The sequence below is a fragment of the Ruegeria sp. C10 genome (assembly GCF_056537805.1).
On sequence record NZ_JBQFSC010000010.1, the window covers coordinates 2,501 to 6,220 of the forward strand.

The 3,720-nt window shown below is 52.9% G+C and carries 1 tRNA gene and 2 rRNA genes; all 3 read left to right on the top strand.

The window, feature by feature from the left end:
- The first annotated feature begins 280 nt into the window (after positions 1–280).
- Positions 281–3,146, top strand: a 23S ribosomal RNA gene (locus ACR0DE_RS21285).
- Positions 3,147–3,336: 190 nt separating this feature from the next.
- Positions 3,337–3,451: ribosomal RNA gene (gene rrf, locus ACR0DE_RS21290) — 5S ribosomal RNA — on the top strand.
- A 122-nt stretch (positions 3,452–3,573) separates the two neighbouring features.
- Positions 3,574–3,650 (top strand) — tRNA-Met (locus tag ACR0DE_RS21295).
- Positions 3,651–3,720 lie beyond the last annotated feature (70 nt).

Below are 3,720 nucleotides of genomic sequence, written 5' to 3' on the forward strand. Positions count from 1 at the left end.
AGAGTTGTCCAAGTCAAGTACACTAACCCGCATGATCGCCGCCGATAGTCACCCGCAAGGATGACCGGCACTAAATGATCATGCATGTCTTCTATTCTCCATGTGGGGCCGACCGACATCGGCAGCATGGGTTCCAGGATAGAAGGCGGGAAAGTATGCTTTTGGTTCAGAAGAAAGATCGCCTTTAGTTACCAGCTGGGCGATCGCGATTGACCTGACTGCGCTCAAGTAGCCGAATAGGCGGTAGCGCACTAAGTTGTGTCTTTCTCTTTCTGGATCAAATCAAGCGCGAGAAGGGCGTTTGGTGAATGCCTTGGCAGCAAGAGGCGATGAAAGACGTGATACTCTGCGATAAGCCATGGGGAGCTGAGAATAAGCTTTGATCCATGGATCTCTGAATGGGGCAACCCACCTGAAAGCTTCATATTGTTATCTTTGATACTCAATATGGGGTTTAAACAGGTACTTAAGACCTGAATACATAGGGTTTTAAGAGCAAACCCGGGGAACTGAAACATCTAAGTACCCGGAGGAAAGGAAATCAATTGATACTCCCCTAGTAGCGGCGAGCGAACGGGGACCAGCCGAGCCAGATAAGTGACTAGAACATGTTGGGAAGCATGGCCATAGCGGGTGACAGCCCCGTATAGGAAGCTTTGATGGACGTATTAAGTAGGGCGGAACACGTGAAATTCTGTCTGAAGATCGGAGGACCACCTTCGAAGGCTAAGTACTCCTTGCTGACCGATAGCGAACCAGTACCGTGAGGGAAAGGTGAAAAGCACCCCGACGAGGGGAGTGAAACAGTACCTGAAACCGAACGCCTACAATCAGTCGGAGGATCCTCGAGATCTGACGGCGTACCTTTTGTATAATGGGTCATCGACTTGGTCTTACGAGCAAGCTTAAGCCGTTAGGTGTAGGCGTAGCGAAAGCGAGTCTTAATAGGGCGAATGAGTTCGTGGGATCAGACCCGAAACCGAGTGATCTAGGCATGGCCAGGTTGAAGGTAAGGTAACACTTACTGGAGGACCGAACCCACATCCGTTGAAAAGGATCGGGATGAGCTGTGCCTAGGGGTGAAAGGCCAATCAAACTCGGAGATAGCTGGTTCTCTGCGAAATCTATTTAGGTAGAGCGTCATCCGAATACCCCGGGGGGTAGAGCACTGGATGGGTAATGGGGCCCCACAGGCTTACTGATCCTAACCAAACTCCGAATACCCGGGAGTACTAGATGGCAGACACACTGCGGATGCTAACGTCCGTAGTGGAGAGGGAAACAACCCTGACCTACGACTAAGGCCCCCAATTCATGGCTAAGTGGGAAAGCAGGTGGGACGACCAAAACAACCAGGAGGTTGGCTTAGAAGCAGCCATCCTTTAAAGATAGCGTAACAGCTCACTGGTCTAAATAAGTTGTCCTGCGGCGAAGATGTAACGGGGCTCAAGCCATGAGCCGAAGTCTAGGGATGCGTAAGCATCGGTAGCAGAGCGTAGTGTGACATAGCACTTATCTTGTATTATCGCCGGTCATTTGGTGCGAGCAATCGCGCTCAAGTAGCCGAATAGGCGGTAGCGCAAGATAAAGTGCTTTCGATGAAGCCGGGGCGTGAGCCATCCGGTGGAGAGATCACTAGTGAGAATGATGACATGAGTAGCGACAAAGAGTGTGAGAGACACTCTCGCCGAAAGTCCAAGGGTTCCTGCTTAAAGCTAATCTGAGCAGGGTAAGCCGGCCCCTAAGCCGAGGCCGAAAGGCGTAGGCGATGGGAACTAGGTTAATATTCCTAGGCCAGGAGGATGTGACGGATCACAGGTGTAGTTCAATCTTATCGGATTGATTGGGCTGCTGAGTGGTTCCTGGAAATAGCCCTCCATCAGACCGTACCCTAAACCGACACAGGTGGACTGGTAGAGCATACCAAGGCGCTTGAGAGAACGATGTTGAAGGAACTCGGCAAAATACCTCCGTAAGTTCGCGAGAAGGAGGCCCGGTTCCTAGGCAACTAGGGGCTGGGGGCACAAACCAGGGGGTGGCGACTGTTTATTAAAAACACAGGGCTCTGCGAAGTCGCAAGACGACGTATAGGGTCTGACGCCTGCCCGGTGCCTGAAGGTTAAAAGGAGAGGTGAGAGCCTTGAATTGAAGCCCAGGTAAACGGCGGCCGTAACTATAACGGTCCTAAGGTAGCGAAATTCCTTGTCGGGTAAGTTCCGACCTGCACGAATGGCGTAACGACTTCCCCGCTGTCTCCAACATCGACTCAGCGAAATTGAATTGCCTGTCAAGATGCAGGCTTCCCGCGGTTAGACGGAAAGACCCCGTGCACCTTTACTACAGCTTCGCACTGGCATCAGGATTGTGATGTGCAGGATAGGTGGTAGGCTTTGAAGCGGAAACGCAAGTATCCGTGGAGCCTCCCTTGAGATACCACCCTTCGCACTTTTGATGTCTAACCGCGGTCCGTTATCCGGATCCGGGACCCTGCGTGGCGGGTAGTTTGACTGGGGCGGTCGCCTCCTAAAGCGTAACGGAGGCGCGCGAAGGTTGGCTCAGAGCGGTCGGAAATCGCTCGTTGAGTGCAATGGCAGAAGCCAGCCTGACTGCAAGACTGACAAGTCGAGCAGAGTCGAAAGACGGCCATAGTGATCCGGTGGTCCCGAGTGGAAGGGCCATCGCTCAACGGATAAAAGGTACGCCGGGGATAACAGGCTGATACTGCCCAAGAGTCCATATCGACGGCAGTGTTTGGCACCTCGATGTCGGCTCATCTCATCCTGGGGCTGGAGCAGGTCCCAAGGGTACGGCTGTTCGCCGTTTAAAGAGGTACGTGAGCTGGGTTTAGAACGTCGTGAGACAGTTCGGTCCCTATCTGCCGTGGGTGTAGGAGACTTGAGAGGAGTTGCCCCTAGTACGAGAGGACCGGGGTGAACGATCCACTGGTGGACCAGTTGTCGTGCCAACGGCAGTGCTGGGTAGCTATGATCGGACAGGATAACCGCTGAAGGCATCTAAGCGGGAAGCCCCCCTCAAAACAAGGTCTCCCTGAGGGCCGTGGAAGACCACCACGTCAATAGGCCGGAGATGTAAGCGCAGTAATGCGTTCAGTTGACCGGTACTAATCGCCCGATAGGCTTGATTTGATCCAGTAATGGAAAGACAAATCACCAAAAGCATACACTGACCTTGAGTTGGATAACGTCGCAGCGCCAAGCCGCGATGTTGGTTGATACTATAACCGAGTGGCAACGCGCCTTTTGCAAGCAAAAGACGCTGCCTGCCACCTCGTCGCTTTCCTGCAACGCAGGAAAGTCGACATGGGCTTTTCCTCGGTTTGGTGGTCATAGCGCAAGTGAAACACCCGGTCCCATCCCGAACCCGGAAGTTAAGCACTGCCGCGCCAATGGTACTTGGGCTTAAGCCCCGGGAGAGTAGGTCACCGCCAAACCTAGTAAAAGCCCACATCTCTCTAACACGATGAAAAGAACACTACCCGGTCTCAAGTAGCCGAATAGGCGCTAGACCAACACAAGACCTCAAGTAGCGTAAGCGATAGGTCACTTAAAGTGTCGCGGGATGGAGCAGCCCGGTAGCTCGTCAGGCTCATAACCTGAAGGTCGCAGGTTCAAATCCTGCTCCCGCAACCAACTTTAGAAAATCCAAACACAGCCCGTGCAGACTACAAACAGTCCACCGGATCAATTGCTTAACGATCAA